Source organism: Paenibacillus sp. N119s, assembly GCF_059447605.1.
The window spans coordinates 14,359-31,826 of sequence record NZ_JCAJRU010000025.1; the positions used below are offsets into that span (position 1 = coordinate 14,359).

At 48.6% G+C, this 17,468-nt stretch carries 18 protein-coding genes; all 18 read right to left on the reverse strand.

Features of this window, described 5'->3' with window-relative positions; genetic code table 11:
- Positions 1–18 precede the first annotated feature (18 nt).
- A complete protein-coding gene (locus AC5V8P_RS05450; RefSeq protein ID WP_063212512.1) occupies positions 19–969 on the reverse strand; it encodes an ROK family glucokinase in 951 nt (316 codons plus the stop codon).
- 291 nt (positions 970–1,260) lie between these two features.
- Positions 1,261–2,214, reverse strand: coding sequence for a thioredoxin-disulfide reductase (trxB, locus tag AC5V8P_RS05455; protein ID WP_063212511.1), 954 nt, complete (start codon positions 2,212–2,214; stop codon positions 1,261–1,263).
- A 39-nt stretch (positions 2,215–2,253) separates the two neighbouring features.
- Complete coding sequence (locus tag AC5V8P_RS05460) at positions 2,254–4,023, reverse strand: tetratricopeptide repeat protein (RefSeq protein WP_063212510.1); 1,770 nt, start codon at positions 4,021–4,023, stop codon at positions 2,254–2,256.
- Between the two features lie 224 nt (positions 4,024–4,247).
- Positions 4,248–5,072 (reverse strand): histidinol-phosphatase HisJ, encoded by an 825-nt coding sequence (gene hisJ / locus AC5V8P_RS05465; protein WP_064797358.1) that lies wholly within the window; start codon positions 5,070–5,072, stop codon positions 4,248–4,250.
- A gap of 35 nt (positions 5,073–5,107) precedes the next feature.
- The gene (gene hisIE, locus AC5V8P_RS05470; RefSeq protein WP_064797359.1) at positions 5,108–5,845 is read right to left on the reverse strand and encodes a bifunctional phosphoribosyl-AMP cyclohydrolase/phosphoribosyl-ATP diphosphatase HisIE; all 738 of its coding nucleotides are present in this window, start codon (positions 5,843–5,845) and stop codon (positions 5,108–5,110) included.
- Complete coding sequence (gene hisF / locus AC5V8P_RS05475) at positions 5,842–6,600, reverse strand: imidazole glycerol phosphate synthase subunit HisF (RefSeq protein ID WP_064797360.1); 759 nt, start codon at positions 6,598–6,600, stop codon at positions 5,842–5,844. Before hisF ends, hisIE begins: the two co-directional genes overlap by 4 nt.
- An 11-nt stretch (positions 6,601–6,611) precedes the next feature.
- Positions 6,612–7,343, reverse strand: a complete 732-nt coding sequence (gene hisA / locus AC5V8P_RS05480; protein ID WP_064797361.1) for a 1-(5-phosphoribosyl)-5-[(5-phosphoribosylamino)methylideneamino]imidazole-4-carboxamide isomerase — start codon at positions 7,341–7,343, stop codon at positions 6,612–6,614.
- Between the two features lie 93 nt (positions 7,344–7,436).
- The gene (gene hisH / locus AC5V8P_RS05485; RefSeq protein WP_064797362.1) at positions 7,437–8,066 is read right to left on the reverse strand and encodes an imidazole glycerol phosphate synthase subunit HisH; all 630 of its coding nucleotides are present in this window, start codon (positions 8,064–8,066) and stop codon (positions 7,437–7,439) included.
- Between the two features lie 3 nt (positions 8,067–8,069).
- On the reverse strand, positions 8,070–8,678 hold the full coding sequence (gene hisB, locus AC5V8P_RS05490; RefSeq protein ID WP_013368799.1) for an imidazoleglycerol-phosphate dehydratase HisB: 609 nt from the start codon (positions 8,676–8,678) through the stop codon (positions 8,070–8,072).
- The gene (gene hisD / locus AC5V8P_RS05495; protein ID WP_064797363.1) at positions 8,662–9,975 is read right to left on the reverse strand and encodes a histidinol dehydrogenase; all 1,314 of its coding nucleotides are present in this window, start codon (positions 9,973–9,975) and stop codon (positions 8,662–8,664) included. Before hisD ends, hisB begins: the two co-directional genes overlap by 17 nt.
- Before the next feature lie 63 nt (positions 9,976–10,038).
- Positions 10,039–10,683, reverse strand: coding sequence for an ATP phosphoribosyltransferase (hisG, locus tag AC5V8P_RS05500; RefSeq protein ID WP_064797364.1), 645 nt, complete (start codon positions 10,681–10,683; stop codon positions 10,039–10,041).
- A complete protein-coding gene (locus tag AC5V8P_RS05505; protein ID WP_064797365.1) occupies positions 10,680–11,885 on the reverse strand; it encodes an ATP phosphoribosyltransferase regulatory subunit in 1,206 nt (401 codons plus the stop codon). The genes hisG and AC5V8P_RS05505 overlap by 4 nt, the downstream gene beginning before the upstream one ends.
- Before the next feature lie 227 nt (positions 11,886–12,112).
- Positions 12,113–13,264 carry an acyltransferase gene (locus AC5V8P_RS05510; protein WP_064797372.1) on the reverse strand — a complete coding sequence of 384 codons (1,152 nt, stop codon included), beginning with the start codon at positions 13,262–13,264 and terminating at the stop codon, positions 12,113–12,115.
- 146 nt (positions 13,265–13,410) lie between these two features.
- Positions 13,411–13,905, reverse strand: a complete 495-nt coding sequence (locus tag AC5V8P_RS05515) for an acyltransferase (RefSeq protein WP_064797366.1) — start codon at positions 13,903–13,905, stop codon at positions 13,411–13,413.
- Positions 13,902–14,555, reverse strand: coding sequence for a pyrophosphatase PpaX (ppaX, locus tag AC5V8P_RS05520; protein WP_064797367.1), 654 nt, complete (start codon positions 14,553–14,555; stop codon positions 13,902–13,904). The genes AC5V8P_RS05515 and ppaX overlap by 4 nt, the downstream gene beginning before the upstream one ends.
- On the reverse strand, positions 14,552–15,607 hold the full coding sequence (gene lgt, locus AC5V8P_RS05525; protein WP_064797368.1) for a prolipoprotein diacylglyceryl transferase: 1,056 nt from the start codon (positions 15,605–15,607) through the stop codon (positions 14,552–14,554). Before lgt ends, ppaX begins: the two co-directional genes overlap by 4 nt.
- A 43-nt stretch (positions 15,608–15,650) precedes the next feature.
- Positions 15,651–16,589, reverse strand: coding sequence for an HPr(Ser) kinase/phosphatase (hprK, locus tag AC5V8P_RS05530; RefSeq protein WP_063212498.1), 939 nt, complete (start codon positions 16,587–16,589; stop codon positions 15,651–15,653).
- A 334-nt stretch (positions 16,590–16,923) separates the two neighbouring features.
- Positions 16,924–17,468 (reverse strand): TOBE domain-containing protein (locus AC5V8P_RS05535; RefSeq protein ID WP_495473570.1); only part of this gene is annotated, 545 nt, incomplete at its 5' end.

The window sequence follows — 17,468 nt, forward strand, 5'->3', positions numbered from 1 at the left end:
CGTACTATCAACTGTGGATTAGGAGCGTAGCAGCAACCCTGCAGCCCCTACGATACCCGCGTCATTGCCTAGTACCGCTGGTACGATATATACCCCTTGTTGAAGCGGTTCAGGCGCCAGCTTGGCGTATACGCGACGCATCTCTTCAAACAAAAAGTCGCCTGCTTTAGACACACCGCCACCTATAATAAACAACTCTGGATTAAGCACAGCGGCAACCGCTGCCATAGATTTCCCCAAATAAAAGGCAGCCCGGTTCACAATGCGCAGCGCCACTTCATCCCCGGCTTTAGCAGCATCAAATACTTCCTTGGCGGCAATGTGTTCTTCCAGCGCCAGAGAGGTCCGGTCGCCACGTTCCACAGCATCCTTGGCCATACGAATGATGCCTGTTGCGGAAGATACCGTTTCCAAGCAACCCATTTTACCGCATCCACACTGAATGGCCTCCAGATCAGGTACGACACTGATATGACCAATTTCCCCAGCCATGCCTGAGAAACCTTGATATATTCTACCGTTTATAATGATACCGCCACCTACTCCTGTTCCCAGGGTATAGCATACGCAGTTTTCTATGCCTTTGCCTGCACCAGCCCAAGCCTCACCTAGCGCAGCAACATTCGCATCATTGTCTATTTTCACTGGCTTGCCAATCCGGTTCTCTAGGAGCGCACGGATCGGTACGTCACGAAAGCCAATATTAGGAGCGAGGACAATAATACCATCACGAACATTCGTAAAACCTGCAACACCTGCACCGACACCCTTTAGTTGATCCCACTCATAAGGAGATTCCTCAACAATGTGCCGCACATATTTTTCGATATTACCAATGACAACGTCTACACCTTTATCGGTTTCAGTTGGTCCCTCATATGTGTGCAAAAGCTGTCCGTTTTCATTACAAATGCCGACTTTAATCGCGGTACCGCCCAAATCGACACCTACATAGATACTTTCAGACATGTTCCAAGCCACCTTTTATGTTTACTTAAAAATCTGGTATGAAATATAGCTTAAAATTCCTGCCTCATAATAGTATTCCTACGTTCCAACTATAATTGAAGCCCCCGTTACGGTCAAGGACACTTGCCTGTTGAAAAATGTACGATTAGCTGAACTTTTATCCTCATGTCCCCAAAAAAAGGAGAAAGCCTGTGCAAATGCACCAGGCTTTCTCTTACTGTACCAAAAGATCCGGCTTGGACGAGGGTTCTTTAGCCCCATATTAGCCACTTTGTGTATTATAGACACTCTTTATTGATCCAGTGATTCGCTCCAGTCGTGGACAGCGCTGCCTTCGAGATACTTTTCGCAATCCATAGCCGCCATACAGCCCGTTCCCGCAGCTGTAATGGCTTGGCGATAACGGTTATCCTGCACATCCCCACAGGCAAAAACGCCCGGGATATTCGTTTCCGTCGTACCCGGCTTCACTTCAATGTAGCCGTGTTCATCGGTATGAATTTGTCCGTTCAGGAAGCCTGTGTTTGGTGTATGACCAATCGCCACAAACACGCCATCTGCCTCGATCAGCTCATCCTGGTTGGTCTCATTATTGTGTACTTTCAAGCCCTTTAAGCCAGTTTCTCCCGTCACAACTTCCAAAGGAGTCCGGTTTAATGCCCAATGTACTTTTTCATTTTCACGTGCGCGGTCCTGCATAATTTTGGATGCCCGCAACTCGTCGCGACGATGGACCAAGGTTACGCTGGAAGCAAAACGAGTCAAAAAGCTCGCTTCCTCCATGGCCGAATCGCCACCGCCGACTACGATAATCTTTTTACCGCGGAAAAAGAAGCCGTCGCAAGTTGCACATGTACTAACTCCACGACCTACATTGTCCTGCTCACCTGGAATGCCAAGATATTTGGCGGACGCACCTGTAGCAATAATAACCGACTCCGCTTCAATGATGCCTTTACCCTCTACCTTCACTTTAAAAGGGCGCTTGCTAAAATCCACTTCTTCCACCCAACCGGAAGTAAACTCAGCACCAAAACGTTCGGCCTGCTTGCGCATGTTATCCATCAGTTCAGGTCCGAGGATACCCTGCTCGAAACCCGGGAAATTTTCAATTTCAGTCGTTGTGGTAAGCTGCCCACCGGGCTGCATTCCTTCGATGATCAGCGGATTCATGTTGGCCCGTGCCAAATAAATAGCGGCTGTGTAACCTGCAGGACCTGTACCAATAATTATGGATTTATACATACGTTTGTTGCCTCCTTTAAGTGATGTTTGCAGCAGGTCCTAGACCTGCTTTTTAAACGTGGAGAGCGGCTGCTTTAGCTTCTGCTTGATACCACACACGCTGTCAATTTGACGTGCATAGCGGCTTACGGTCGATACGGAAATACCATAGCGGTCGGCTACTTCCTGATAGGTGACTGAATGATGATGCATTTTGGCTGTCAAATACTCCAGCGCAGCTGCCCACCCCTCAGTATGCTGAACCATCGGAACTTCTGGAGCAAGCCGATCCAAATACTCCAGCCAAAGTGATCTCAAATCATGCTGCATAGCCGGATCGGATGACTTGTTCGTGACGGTCAGCACTTTATCCAGCACGGCCTGCCATTGTGGATCAACTGTCGAAGCAGAGCTATCACCTTCAGTTGCATGTGAAACCTTTTCAGTCTCCAACCGCTCAGAATGCTCTGTTTCCGAATGTGTATTCTGTTCATTCCGCTCTGCCAGCTCATGCAATACTTGCAAAGCACGGCGTTGGAGTTCACTATCCTGATCCGGATCTTCTACAAAGGACTCCAGTGCCTGGCGAACCTCATCGTCACCGATCAGGCTTAACGCCTGAATGACCTGAAGCTGAGTCGCCCGGTCTCCGTGACGCAAGGCCCAGAAGAAAGATGACCGGATTAGCGGGTCCTTCTTCATACTGTCCGGTACCTGCTCAGCGCCAAACTTCTCCCACATGCGGAATTGCTCCTCAAACGGGAGATGATAATGATAGCTGAGCACTTGCAGCGGTGTACCTTCCTGCTGAAGCTCTTCCAATCTGGACAGGAAAAATCTCGGAACCTCCGAAGAGGCATCCTGCTTTTGCAAATGACTCCATAACCGCCGAGCTTCCGCGTATCTTCCCGTATTGCTGGCAGCTACCGCCGTGTAATGGTACAAAGAGGCGTCCGCTTTGTTCTCTCCACCGCCATGAAGCAATCTACGGAAATGTCTGTAGGCCTCCTCATGGCGTCCGAGAATCCCCATAGTAGTCGCCAGCTTGAATACCTGCTCCTCCTGAAACGGTATTGTGACCGCCAAGGTTTGAACCAGACGATCCAATTCCGGGCCGCCGCCTTCGTGCTGATAAAAAATCGCCAAGTTACACAATGCGTGTAAATTACCCGGCTCATCCTCCAACACTTGAATAATGGTAGCCTTAGCATTTTGGAACAATCCCATGTAGTAATACGCTAGCGCCAGATTATTCCGCGCAGCGAACATGTCAGGTTGCTCCTCAGAAATTTGCTTGAGCAGTTGGGCTGCCTGAGCAAACTTTCCTTCCTCCAGCAGAACACGGGCCTGATCATGCTCGACCACTCCCTGCCGGGCCTTAATGCGGTTCAGCTTCGTTGGACGGTCCAGCTCATAATAGAGCAGCTCCATCATTTCCTCGGCTTCATCAAGAAACTGGCCTTCTTCGTCCTCCTCCAGGTACGTGACCAATGCTTTTTCCGCTTCTTCAAACTGCTCCATATTAGCGTAATTATTCGCCATATAGAAATAACATTCTGTCATTGACGAGTCTACGTCACTCAGAACAGAGGATAGGATCTCATTTGAACCTGCATAATCCCCCATCTCTGATAATATACCCGCCATATTGCAATGATTCACCGGATTATCCGGTTCATATTCAACGGCTTTGCGAAAATATTTCAATGCCTTGTCATAATGATTGCGATCAAGCGAGCGCACAGCTTTCTCAAAAAAGAAAGATGCGTCGAAACGCAAAGCAATAATCTTAGGGCTAGGTTCCGAAACTCGCAGATGTTTCCCTTTCATAAATAACCAAGGCACCTCCTTTAAAAGTAACTGACATGTTCATACCCTTCAGTATACCACAACTTCAAAACGACTTGACAGTCGATCCTGCCTTATTCCAAAAAACGGTTTCGTGCTCGTACCCCGATAAATACATATACAAAAATACGCTAAATAGCCGAGCGCATTTTCCCTGTGTGAAAGGTGCGTTCGGCTAGTCACTGGATACAACATTTAATATAGTATTATAACGTCAGCGGAACCTGCGAACGTTCACGTTGCTCAAATACAGCAAGCTCGCGATAGCCAACCTCATGTAAAAGCGCACGCGCCTTCTCCAGATGCTCAGCCAGCTTTGCCGGGTCATGGGCATCCGAGCCGATGGTTAATGGAATGCCTAGCGCAAATGCCTCCTCCAGCATGCGACGGCTCGGGAACATTTCAGCACAGGGTTTGGAAAGCCCTGAGGCATTCAGTTCCATAGCCCGACCGCTGCGGGCTACGGCTGAGAGTGCGGAGTGCTCCAATACACGCAGCTCCTCCTCTTCCTCTGGCTTCGGATGATAGCCGAAGCGCTTAATGACATCCAAATGACCCATGATGTCATACAAACCGGTCGCGGCCGCCTTGGAAACCGCGTCATAATACGAGCTGTACACCTCCAGCACATTTTTACCTTCCCAATGGTGTACCTGACGGAAGTCGGTGACATCCCACTCACCGAGAAAGTGAACGGAACCAATTACATAATCCCATGGGTATGCATGGATGATACTTTCGATTTCACGTTCCCAGCCCTCGATGTAGTCGCCTTCCAAACCAACACGAATATCAATTTGCCCTTTATAGCGCTCCTTCAGATCCAAGCATTCTTCCACGTATCGGGGCAGCTCATCCATAGGCATTGCCATTTCTGGATAATAGTTGGCAGGTTCTACATGCAGCAGCGGCATATGATCGGACAAACCCAGCTGATCCAGCCCCAGTCGAATCCCCCGCTGTACATACTCCTCCAGGCTTCCTATCGCATGCCCGCAGCGGGAATGATGCGTATGATAGTCAATTTTCATGCAGCCCTCCCCTTTCATACAATGCAGCACACGTCCTAATCACGACGAGGGCGTTCATGACGGCGATTCAGCTCAGCCAGCACGTCATCGAGTGGTAGCTTGCGCTCCTGCAACAGCACCAACAGGTGATAAATCAAGTCGCTGACCTCTAGGCGCAACTCCTCATTATCTTTATTTTTGGCTGCAATGATGGTCTCGGAGGCTTCTTCGCCAACCTTTTTCAGGATTTTGTCTACGCCTTTGTCAAAGAGATAGGTCGTATAGGCTCCCTCAGGACGTGTCTCCTCGCGTTCCTTAATAATTGCCTCCAATTGGGCAAGCACCTCAAAACGACCTTCTGAAACACTGGAAATCGCATCGGTACGATTTGTCAACTGAGCTCCTGCATTTCCTACAGCAGGTGTTACGGCTGTCCCTGGCGCGGAAATATCACGAGAAAAGCAACTCGTTGCGCCTGTATGACAGGCAGGACCGCTTGGAATGACACGCACCAATAGAGCGTCGCCGTCACAATCAAGCTGGATGGAAGAGATCTTTTGCGTATTCCCAGAAGTTGCCCCCTTGTGCCACAGCTCCTGTCTGGAACGTGACCAGAACCAGGTCTCTCCTGACTCCAAAGACAGCTTCAGCGACTCGCGGTTCATATAGGCCAGCGTCAACACCTGAAGCGTAGCATCATCCTGCACAATCGCCGAAACAAGCCCTGCCTCATTCCAGCGGACATTATCCAATATCTGCTCCAGAGATAGCTGTTGGTTCAATTCACTGCTCATCGTATCTCCACTCCTCTGCACTTCAAATCCCGTTTCAGCTCAGGGATTCCGATTTCTTTATAGTGAAAAATCGTTGCTGCTAATCCAGCATCCGCCTTGCCTGACGTAAATACGTCATAGAAATGCTCCTGTTTGCCTGCACCGCCGGAAGCAATCACTGGAATCCCTACGGTATCCGAAAACGCGGAAGTCAGCGGCAGGTCAAAGCCATCCTTGGTTCCGTCTGCATTCATGCTGGTCAGCAGAATCTCACCGGCCCCCAGCCGCTCTGCTTCCTTAGCCCAGGCCAAGGCTCGAATACCCGATGGCGTGCGGCCTCCGTGCGTGTATACTTCCCATTCGCCCCACGCCTCATTGTACTTGGCATCGATGGCAACAACGATACATTGTGAACCAAAGCTGCGCGCACCTTCTGCAATCAGCTGCGGGTTACGAACAGCCGCCGTATTTACGCCGATTTTATCAGCACCAGCACGTAAAATGCGTTTCATATCGTCGACATGAGATATCCCGCCACCTACGGTGAAAGGAATGGCAATTTCCCCGGCTGTCTGGCGAACTACTTCTTCCATTGTGGCACGGCCTTCAACCGAAGCGGAAATATCCAAAAATACGATTTCGTCCGCCCCTTCCCGGTCATAAAGCGCAGCCAGTTCCACCGGATCACCCGCATCGCGTAAGTTCACAAAATTAACGCCCTTAACCACCCTGCCATCCTTTACATCCAGGCAGGGAATAATACGTTTAGCCAGCATGCCTACTCCCCCTATGCCTTTGCTACAGCTTGTACGGCAACCTGTAAATCAATGCTCCCTGTATACAATGCTTTACCCACAATAGCACCACCTACGCCTTCGTTCGCATAGGTGCTCAGTGTGATTAGATCATCCATCTTGCTGACACCGCCGGATGCAATCACGGTTCGGCCACTGCTTTTGGCAAGCGCTGCGATCGCCTCCACATTCGGACCCTGCATCATACCGTCGCGGGAGATATCTGTGAAAATAAATGTCTCCGCTCCCTTGGAGGCCAGCTCAGCAGCTAACTCATCTGCTCGGACCTCCGAGGTTTCGAGCCATCCTCGTGTGGCCACATAGCCATTCCGCGCATCCAGACCGATGGCGATCCGATCACCGTAGGTACCCAATACCGCTTCCGTAAAAGCACGATCCTCAATAGCTGCCGTACCCAAAATCACCCGGCTCACGCCCAGCGACAACAGCCGCTCCACATGCTCGCGCGTACGTAACCCGCCGCCCACTTGCACGGGCACTTGTACCGCAGAAGCGATCCGTCCAATAAGCGCATCGTTCACGGGTTGGCCTGCTTTGGCACCATCCAAATCAACTAAATGAATGTAGGAGCCGCCCAAACGCTCCCATTCTCGTGCTACTTCCACCGGATTTTCGTTGTATATCGTCTCCTGGTTATAATCTCCTTGCACCAGTCGTACACATTTGCCATCGCGAATATCAATCGCCGGGTATATCGTGAACAAAGTATGACCCCCTTATGAGCTAATCAACAGCTATATATCCTGGCACCCATCAACGCCCAAAATTAGGCTTATCAACAACTTACGCTTAAGTAGTTATGCTCGCTTTTCCGCTTCCGCCAATTCCAAAAACCGACGAAGTAGACGCATTCCCATTTCTCCGCTTTTCTCCGGATGGAACTGCATGCCGTATACCTTTCCTCTGCCTACGATAGCCGTTACAGGTCCGCCATAGTCGGTTACTGCCAGTAGGTCACTTTCGTTCTCCGGCTTTGCATGATAGGAATGCACAAAATACACATGCCCTTCCTCTAAACCCTGCAATAACGGGTGCTCTGGCTGGGTGATATGCAGACGATTCCAGCCCATATGCGGCACTTTAACGCCCAGATCAGGAGCAAACCGAACGACCTCGCCTGGTAAAATATCAAGCCCTTCGTGACTGCCGTATTCTTCACCACGAGTGAACAATAGCTGCATTCCCAAACAAACACCGAGCAGCGGTTGTCCAGCACCTGCAACTTCCTGAATAACCCGATCTAACCCGCTGGAACGCAGATGCTCCATCGCATCCCCAAAGGCCCCTACACCCGGCAAAATCACACCGCTGGAGGCACGAATCACTTGAGCATCTCCTGTCACTACAGCCTCATAACCAAGGCGCTCAACCGCCCTGCTCACACTATGCAGATTGCCTCTGCCGTAATCCACAATGGCAATGGACATGGACTACAGCACTCCCTTCGTTGAAGGCACTCCTGTCACTCGTGGATCAATGGAGGTCGCCTCATCCAATGCACGGCCCAAGGCTTTGAACACTGCCTCAATCATATGATGGGTATTTTGCCCATAGTGGACAATGACGTGTAGCGTCATACGCGCCTCCAGCGCAAATTTCCATAGAAATTCATGCACCAGCTCTGTCGAGAAGCTGCCTACCTGCTGAGACGGATACTCTGCACGATACTCAAAATGAGGTCGGTTGCTAAGATCAATAACAACCTGCGCGAGCGCCTCATCCATCGGTACAAAGACGCTGGCATAGCGCTTGATGCCTTTTTTATCACCCAATGCTTCCAGCAAGGTTTGCCCTAGACAGATCCCAATGTCCTCCACGGTATGGTGATCGTCGATATCCACATCCCCTCTGGCCTGTACGTTCAGATCAAATTGTCCGTGCTTCGTGAACAAATCCAGCATGTGATTCAGAAAAGGAACATCCGTCTCAATCTCTGCTTGCCCTGTACCATCTACTGCAAATGATAGCTGAATATCTGTTTCGTTCGTTTTCCGACTAACACTGCCTGTACGCTCTGCTTTGTTATTTTCGTTCCCCATCGCCATCCACCGCCTTCTTCTCATTGTCCAATCGAACTTGTATCGCCCGTGCGTGCCCTTCCAGTCCTTCATGCCGAGCAAGTTGCATAATGGTCTCTCCGTTGCGCAGCAGCGCTTCCTTGCTGTAATAGATCATACTCGACTTCTTAATAAAATCATCAATATCCACTGGCGAGGAAAAGCGCGCCGTTCCATTCGTTGGAATAATATGATTAGGTCCGGCAAAATAATCGCCTACCGGCTCCGAGCTGTACGCCCCGAGAAAAATAGCTCCTGCATTTTCGATCATCCCCATATGCTCCATCGGCTGCTCTGTCATGATCTCCAAATGCTCTGGCGCAAGCCGGTTTACTATACGGATGCCCTCTTCTAAATTGCTTACGACAATAACGGCTCCATATGCCTCCACCGATGCAGCAGCAATATCTCTGCGCGGCAGCTCCGCCAATTGGCGCTGTACCTCGACTGATACTTCTTCGGCCAGACGTTGCGAAGGCGTAACTAGAATGGCCGAGGCCATTTCGTCATGTTCCGCCTGTGAAAGTAGATCAGCTGCGACATAAGAGGGGTTCGCCGTGTCGTCAGCCAATACGACAATTTCGCTCGGTCCCGCAATACTGTCGATATCCACTGCTCCGTATACCTCTCGCTTCGCCAACGCTACATAGATGTTGCCGGGACCGCAAATTTTATCGACCGGTTCAATAGTATGTGTCCCGTATGCAAGAGAGGCAATAGCCTGTGCTCCGCCAACTCTGTATATTTCCGTTACACCAGCCTCTGCCGCAGCTACCAGTGTATAGGGGTCGATCCCTGCCTTTCCACCTGTCGCCGGGGGTGTCACCATAACAATCTCCGGTACTCCAGCCACTTGAGCTGGAATAACATTCATTAATACCGAGGAAGGATAGGCAGCTTTACCACCCGGAACATACACGCCTACACGTTTCAACGGTCGGATGATTTGACCGAGCAAGCTACCGTCTGGCTGTAAATCCATCCATGAGTTACGCTTTTGCTTGATATGAAAAGCACGTATATGGTCGGCTGCTTCTCGAATCGCCTGTATAAATGAAGGCTCTACTTTATCATAGGCCGACTTCAATTCTTCATCTGTCACACGAAGCTGCTCGGCTGTCAGCGATACACCATCATACGTTTTCGTATACCGCAGGATAGCCTTATCCCCCTCTTGGCGTACCGATTGAATAATGGTACGTACTGCCTCATTTTGCTCAGGTGTGCCGTAATCTACCTCTCGTTGGAGACTGAAATCACGGGCTGCTACGATCTTCATTTGCTCATTCCCCCTTACCTGCAGCTTGCTTGCAGAATGCTCTTTAACCGTTGCTCCGTTCCTTTAATCCTTCGGTACTACCTCCGTTGGAATTACCCGATGCAATCGATCACACAACGCCTGAATCGAACTATTTTTCATCCGGTAACTGACCCGGTTGGCAATCAGACGACTGGTAATATCCAGTATGCTGATCTGCTCAACCAATCCGTTCTCCCGCAAGGTCTGACCTGTTTCCACCATATCTACAATGCGATCTGCCAGACCAATTAACGGCGCCAGCTCGATGGAGCCATTCAGCTTAATGACCTCCACCTGCTGACCCTGCTCGCGAAAATACTGGGAAGCCATATTCGGGTATTTGGTAGCGACCCGCTGACGAATACCTGGTTGCCAATCGGGTAAAGCAATCACCGACATGCGGCAACGGGCAATCCCCAGATCCAGCAGCTCATATACATCTTTGTTTTCTTCCAGCAAAACATCCTTACCCACAATACCGATGTCAGCTGCACCGTACTCTACATACGTAGGAACATCGACGGGCTTTGCCATAATAAATTCCATCCCCAGCTCAGGCAGTGGAATGACCAGCTTGCGCGTTTCGTCCACATCCAGTGGAATGGGAACTCCTGCCCGGCGAAACAACTCGGAAGCCTGCTTATAAATCCGTCCCTTCGGCATGGCTACCTTCAATGTTTCCGTCATGGCAATTCCCTCCTTTGTACTGGCTGTCTTCCTGCGGCTGTATAGCTATATACCTCTGCGTACAGATCCTGCTGCTCATGACGTCGACCTTCTGGCCCTCCTGTGAGTCCTGTCACCACAGTAAAACCCTCTGCACGCAGCTGTGCCGCTGCAGATAAAGCCTCCTGTCGTCCCTGCTCGTCATAACGAATAAGTACAGGGCGCTTCGTTTCAATTGCGATACCATCCACACCATCGACGATTCGGTTCGTCTTCAATGCGAATCCCGTTGCCGGGACAGATCGCCCAAACTGCTGAAGCAGATTGTCATAACGACCTCCGTTGCAAACTGGGAACCCAATTTCGGATGCATAGCCCTCAAAAGTCATTCCTGTATAATATGAAAAATCCCCGATCATGGTAAGATCAATTAGCACATGTTCAGATACGCCGTACGCCTCCAGCACTTCCCACACCTCGCACAAATGTGCAATGGATTGAAGCGTCTTCTGATCCACACTAAGGCGGGTAGCCTGCTCGCAAATTTCCTTCCCGCCACGCAGACGAAGGATGGCCTCCAACTTATCCCGATGCTCAGAGGCCAAACCCAAAGCCTCAATTGCTGTTCGATAGCCCACTACATCACGACTGAGCAGCAGTTCTTTTAGCGCCTGCTGTTCAGCCTGGCGACCTGGAATGATCTCTTCAAATAATCCGTTCAGGAAGCCCACATGTCCCATGGCAATTTTAAAAGAGGTAACACCTGCTGCCTGCAATGATGCAATGGCCAATGCAACAACCTCTGCATCAGCCTCAGGGGAGTCATCGCCTACCAGCTCCACGCCTGTTTGGAAAAACTCCGCTTCTCTTCCTGCCTCTTCCTCAATCGCTCGAAATACATTGGCGTGATAGGAGAGACGAAGAGGGACCTCCTCATCCTTAAGCAACGAAGATACCACCCGTGCAATTGGAGCGGTCATATCAGAACGAAGTACCAACGTAGTTCCCCGATTGTTGAGCAATTTAAACAGCTTCCGATCAGAAGTAGAACTAGCCACTCCCACTGTATCGTAGTATTCCATCGTAGGCGTCATAATCTGGCGGTAGCCCCAACGCTCCATGCATGCGAGTACATTCAGTTCAATGGCCCGCAGCTTCGACACTGCTCGTGGGAGATAATCCCGAACCCCTATAGGAATCTCGAATCCTTTTGGCTTAGACATCTCTTTCACCTCATGATTTCACAGTATCTTTATCATGGTAAAGTGCTAACAAACTAAAGTATATTCGATATATTATCATGCCCTACTTAGGAACGTCAACCAAACGAAGCAGCCCATTTTTACAGATTAGGCAAGTCGCTGCCCCTCTCCATATTTTATCCAATGCAAAATACATGAATCCTAAAAAAAGACTGTCAGCCTTAAGCCAACAGTCCAAATCAAAACAGTTAACAATTTACCTGCTCATCTTTACTCTGAAACGGAAACTTCGGAATCGTCCCCAAACCGATCCATGAAAATGGTACATATCGAAAGAACAATGTCACAATCAGCCATGATCCAAGCAACGCCAACAACCATCCGCCAGCAACAGAAAAGACATATTCTATCGGTGTACCATGTAAATCGAGTTTGCGATACACCCGTAATAACGCCGGATGAAGTAAATAAATACCAAAAGAACATGCTCCCAGCCAACTGATGAACATTCGCAACCTATCACTGGAGTGACGATATAATAAAACCGATAACTGAAACAGCACCAATGCAGATACGAGAGCATATGCATTATGTAGCAGTTCATAGACCAGCGAATCCGCATAAATGGCTTTACGGTATGCTACAAACCATATTTGTACATACACGATCCCTAGTAATAACCAGGCCACCCACAAGACCCACCAGCTGATCAATCGACCGCGACCCATTACCGTGCCTGGACTTGGAAAAAGCCACTTTTTAAACCCTTCATATCCAATCGCTACAGCAGCACCCAAGGCAAAGTAACTGAAATACGTAATCGCAAGGCTTCCTCTCTCCTCTTGCCAAACGTATTTGTTCAGCAGTACAAACCCCCATTGAATGACCAACCCAACTGCCAAGACGATAACTGCTGCTCTCCGTGGACTCGATACCCATTGACGCAAACGCTGCACTCCCCACAACAACAGTGGAAAGACCAAATAAAATTGGATGATGATGATGACATAATACAGATGCGTATACGCCTTTCCCGTTAACAGCACCAATGGAAGATCACCAAACGGCATCAACCCACGTGCCACCAAGGTCAAATAGTAGATAAGAGAAAATAAAATGTAGGGTAACACAATAAACATTAGTCTTTTTCGAAAAAACAAAAGCATACTCTTTCCACGAAGCGGCCGATCGACATAATTGTAAAATAAAACAAAACCGCTCACAAAGATAAATACAGGTACCGCAAAGCTGCTAAACACATTTAAAAATAAAAAGGGATAAAACAATAAAGAATGACGCGCATCAATCAATGCCATTGAAGTTGCATGAATAGTAACGACGGCCGCAATCAGTATTCCCCGATAAATATCAAGCTCTGGTATACGTTCTTTTTGGATCAAATCAACACGCTCCCATATCGCCTTGCAAATATATCTATGATCAATTGTTAAACACAACAACGTGTATTACCCCACCTATTATACAGAAAAACAGCACAAGAAAGACCCCTTAATATATAAGGGGCCTTTCTTAAGGTACTATTTTACTACTCATTCACACCAGAGCGTCTTAAATCACGCAACGGATTACCGCCCACAAACGCACCTGCTGGCACGTCTTTATGCACGACCGCTCCGGCCGCAACTATAGCTCTATCACCGATGGTAACCCCCGGCAAAATGGTTGTATTCGCGCCGATCAGCACATGATCCCCGATCACCACCTTACCGATGCGATACTCCTGTATAAGGTATTCATGAGCCAGTATGGTTGTGTTATATCCAATAACCGAATTGTTGCCAATCGTAATATGCTCCGGAAAAAAAACATCTACCATCACCATCAGGCCAAAGGCAGCATGTTTCCCCACCTTCATCCTCAATATTCTGCGGTAAATAGCATTTTTCAAAGAAAGCACAGGACAATACCGGGCAATCTGTATAAAAATGAAGTTCTTAATGCCTTTCCAAGGGCTCACCGTCCGATAAATTTGCCACAACGCATTGGGACCTTCTACAGGATAGCGGTTCACCTTTCTCACGATACATTGACACCTTGCAGCTCCAGCTTCAGCAGATCCCTCATATCATATAGCATATAGTCTGGCCCATACCCGCGCAGAGTTTCTTCACCCTTGAGCGACCAGGCTACCCCAGCAGATTTCACACCTGCCGCCTGAGCTGACAAAATGTCAAAGGAGCTATCTCCAACCATCAACGTATGTTCGGCTTTAGCATTCAGACCTGCCAAGGCCTTGAGCACTGGCTCTGCGTGAGGCTTCGGATGTTCCACGTCGTCTACCGTCACAATGTAGTCCATAGACGAAGTCAGATCAAACAGGTTAAGTACACGCATCGTGGATGGTCGTATCTTGGTTGTCACAACCCCTAGCTTGATTCCTCGTGCACGTAGCTCCTGAATAACCTCAATGACATGTGGAAATGGCTTCACCATTTGATCATGATGAATTTGATTATAGGCACGGTAGTCTTTAACCAGCTCAGATACATCCGTTAATCCCGTGAAAGTACGGAGCTGATCGTCCAGCGTTCCTCCCATATGAGGAATAATATGCTCCCGCGTCAGCGGATCAGCATCTGGATGTTTCAAAATGTGTAGAAATGTGCTGATAATCAGCTCATTCGTATCCATAATGGTACCGTCTAAATCAAACAAAATCGTATTTATCATAGATGCTCCTTCTTATCCTCGTCCGTGTCTTCCTTAGATAGTTTATCCACCGCAGCTGTTGAAGAAACCGCATCCTGCCCAGGACGGGACACCTGCTCTGGTGTCACATCAGGTACCTGATCAATCCCCGTCTTGCTAGAGACAATCGGGTCGCTATATCTTGCAACGGCCGAGCCCTTCCGACGACGAACCAAGATGAAAATCACGGCAGCTACAATGATGAAAATAGCAAGCAACTGTGAAATCCGTACGTTGCCGTAACTCGGGTCCAAGTATCCTGGTTCAAACCCTAGCCACACCATTGGGGACCACAGAGCATTCACAAAGGAAGCCAACCAATCCGGTCCCTGGAAAGCTAAGCTATCTGTCCGCACTCGTTCAATGAAAAAACGACCGATCGAGTACCAAATGAAGTAAAATGCAAACAATTCACCCGCACGTACAAATTTCATCCGGCGAATCACAAGCAGTAAAATCACACCTACGATACTCCACAGCGATTCGTACAGGAACGTAGGATGGTGGAATACTCCATTAACATTCATCTGATTCACGATAAAATCCGGCAAATGCAGTTGATTCCGCAAAAAGGTCTCTTCCGTTGGTCCGCCGTAAGCCTCTTGATTGACAAAATTACCCCAGCGTCCAATCGCTTGACCAATCAATAGACCAGGCGCACAAATATCAGCGATACGCCAGAAGTTATACCCTTTATAGCGGAAATAAATTACCGCACATATAATAGCACCAATCAAGGCACCATAGATCGCGATACCGCCGTTCCAAATTTTAAAGACATCCCATAGATTATCCCGATAGTCTTCCCATTTGAAGGCTACATAATAAATACGCGCTCCAATAATGGCCGACGGAACACCCAGAAGCAGCATATCCATAAAGAATTCCTGCGGAATACCGAACCTTTTTCCCTCACGGATGGCAAGATATAAACCCACAAGCGCCGCCAGCCCCAAAATAAGCCCATACCAATGGACCTTAATTGCCCCGATTGAAAAAGCGATCGGATTCAGCAGTAATGTTGCCGTTGCCATATGTTTCTCTCACTCCTTGTTCTTCCTTACAACCGAACGAAGCCTAATCCATCTCTTCCATGTCTTCGGATATCGTAGCCGTCAGCTTATTGGTAAATTGCAGAGCTGCATTAACGCCCATTTGTTTCAAGCGATAGTTCATGGCTGCCACCTCGATGATAACAGCCAGATTTCGGCCCGGACGAACTGGAATTGTAACGAGCGGAACATCTGTATCAATAATGCGTGTGGTTTCTTCATCGAGTCCGAGACGGTCATACTGCTTGTCCTGTTGCCATGCCTCCAGACGGACAACCAATGTAATACGCTTATTATTACGAACTGCGCCAGCACCAAACAGTGTCATCACATTAATAATACCTACACCACGAATTTCAAGCAGGTGACGGATTAGTTCAGGTGCTGTTCCATGCAGCTGAAAGTCGGACGTCTGCCGAATTTCTACCGCGTCATCTGCTACCAAGCGATGCCCACGTTTAACGAGCTCCAGTGCTGTTTCACTCTTACCAATTCCACTACTGCCTGTGATCAGCATTCCCACGCCATACACGTCACATAACACGCCATGAATAGTTGCCGTAGGTGCCAGCTTTCTTTCCAGAAAACCTGTGATACGGCTCGATAAAATGGTCGTAGCCATATTGGTTCGCAATACAGGAATATCTCGCTCTGTACTTGCCTCCACTAACTCAGTCGGCACCTCAAGACCACGTGTGACGATAATACATGGAGTCAGCTCTGTACATAAACGCTCCATCCGATCCCGTCGCTCCTCAGGAGGCAGCATCCCCAGAAAAGCCAACTCAGACCTACCCAAAAGCTGTACCCGCTCCTGTGTATGATATTCAAAATACCCGGCCATCTCCAGACCTGGGCGATTCAAATCATCCACGGTGATCAGTCTGCGCAGACCCTTTTCACCGGAAATAACCTCCATTTGAAACTGCTGTACAAGCTCGGATACCTTTACCTGTTTAGCCATTGTATTCTCCCCTTCATCTGCAAAGCCGGATTCTATACGCCATTTGATTTATGTAGCATTATTCTATTAACCACACAATCCCACGTAGTCTATCCTACACGAGCCCACACTCCACTTGATTTAACAATAGGATTCCAGGCTACCCCTTTTTGACAGTCGGATGACCTTATGATTTCTGCCAATGACGCTTATCTGAAACCAGACCTGCACCATTGTACACTCATCGTATCGGAATTTTCCATTGAATGCAATGCCGAAGCTAGTAGCTGTCGATATACAAAAGAGTCGCAGTTCTCCGCTTGGGAAAACTGCGACTCTCTTCCAGAGGCTAATCTTACTCGCCAACCAGAATGCTCAATTCCGATTCCTTATCAAAAATATGAACTTTGTTCATATCAACAGCCAATTTCGCTTTTACACCATCACGAGTATTGGATCTTCCGTCTACACGAGCAATAATCGTGTCATTTCCGGCACCGCTGAGGTACAACAGCATTTCATGACCGAGGTTTTCTGTTACATCCACAGTGGATGTAAAGATCGTATTTGGAGAAGCCTCCAAGAATACAGGCTCTTCATGAATATCCTCAGGACGGATACCCAGGATCACTTCTTTGCCTGTGTAGCCCTTCGCTTTCAAAATCTGTCCCTTACCTTCAGGTACAAACAGATCCAGGCCTGGTGCTGTGAAATGTAATGCACCTTCTTTTTCAACCAGCTTACCTGAGATAAAGTTCATCGTAGGAGATCCGATAAAACCAGCTACGAACAGATTCACCGGGCGGTTGTACAGTTCATCCGGAGATGCAGCTTGTTGAATGATACCATCCTTCATAACTACAATCCGGTCACCCATCGTCATGGCCTCTACCTGATCAT